We start from the raw sequence: 1,253 nt of genomic DNA on the forward strand, positions 1-1,253 counted from the left end.
TAACCGACGGGTTGGATTTTGGGCAGACTGTTTGGCACTATCCACGTCTAACGTGTGAGTTTTGCTCCCCTGTTCTTAGGGGGCAGTCTGCCCATTTTAGCTCCCTCTGGCTCTCTCAAGGTTGGCATTGGGGGACGAGGTTGTCAATAATAAATAACGTTTTTTTGAAAGAAATATCTAGGAATTTTTGGATAATGGCTTATTATTAGTAAACGCCCGCCGAGCCTTATCCCGCCTGTTTGGTCTCAGAAGCAAGTTCCGAGACCAAACAGGCTAATGCAGATAATAACAGAGTTATATTCTACATTGATAAGCTCGGCGGGCGAAAGTAAATTTTGTAATAGAAAGATTTTAGAAATATGGTAAAAAAAGGATTGCAGTTAAGTTCTAGGGACTTGATGATTTTGAAAATTTTGTATCGATTACCTTGGGCTTTTGATTGGCACATTGCGGTATTGATTGGGGAGCCAGTTAAGTATGTTAGAGGTCGGTTAAATCAGTTAGTTATAGGTGGTTTAGTTGAGCGGAAAAAGTTGCTTGCTGATAAAGATGTCTTGAATTATTTGACAGCTGAGGGGTGCAGGGTTCTTGATTTTGAAGTGAAGAAGAAACGAGTTCCCAAAGTTGCGAGATTTGAACATGATTTTGGGGTCATTGATTCATATATTTGGCTAGCGATTAAGGGAGTTCCATTTGGTGCGATTATTTCAGAAAAAGCTATGAACTCAGCTATTGAAATGAAAAAGGTTAATGATAAGTGGTTTCGTGTAGGTCGTGACATTCATTTACCAGACGGTTATATTTTAGGCAGTCAGAAATATGTTGCTTTAGAATTTGAGCGGACTAAGAAAAATAAAACGAGTAGTAAGCAGATGATTTCTAATGTGCAGACTAATTCTAGACGATTTCACATTCAATATTGGTTTGTAGCTTTGGATTCGATTGCTGAGGAGTTGAAAAAGACTAGCTTTTATAGAGATGGCTCTTTGAAAATCATCAAGATTGAGGATATTAGAAGAGACTTAGATTCTTATGTAGAGGGGCTTCCAACGGTTTTGAGTGAAAAAAGTGGTATTAAGCCTAAAATTCTCTTTTCAGAGCTACTTGAAGCCGTTCCAGTTGCGAAACTCCCTCTTATTGGGCTTAAAAATAGCTTTGTAAGCTCTCCTGTGGCTCAGAATAAGCCTGTAAGCTCTCCTGTGGCTCAGAATAAGCCTGTAAGCTCTCCTGTGGCTCAGAATAAGCCTGTAAGC

General features: G+C 39.4%; 1 protein-coding gene. It reads left to right on the forward strand.

What is annotated here, in order from left to right; translation table 11 throughout:
- Window positions 1–359 precede the first annotated feature (359 nt).
- On the forward strand, window positions 360–1,253 hold an 894-nt coding region (locus CGS49_RS14330; protein WP_207653413.1), incomplete at its 3' end, for a hypothetical protein.

The sequence above is a fragment of the Faecalibacterium langellae genome (assembly GCF_002549775.1).
GTDB classification, from domain to species: domain Bacteria; phylum Bacillota; class Clostridia; order Oscillospirales; family Ruminococcaceae; genus Faecalibacterium; species Faecalibacterium langellae.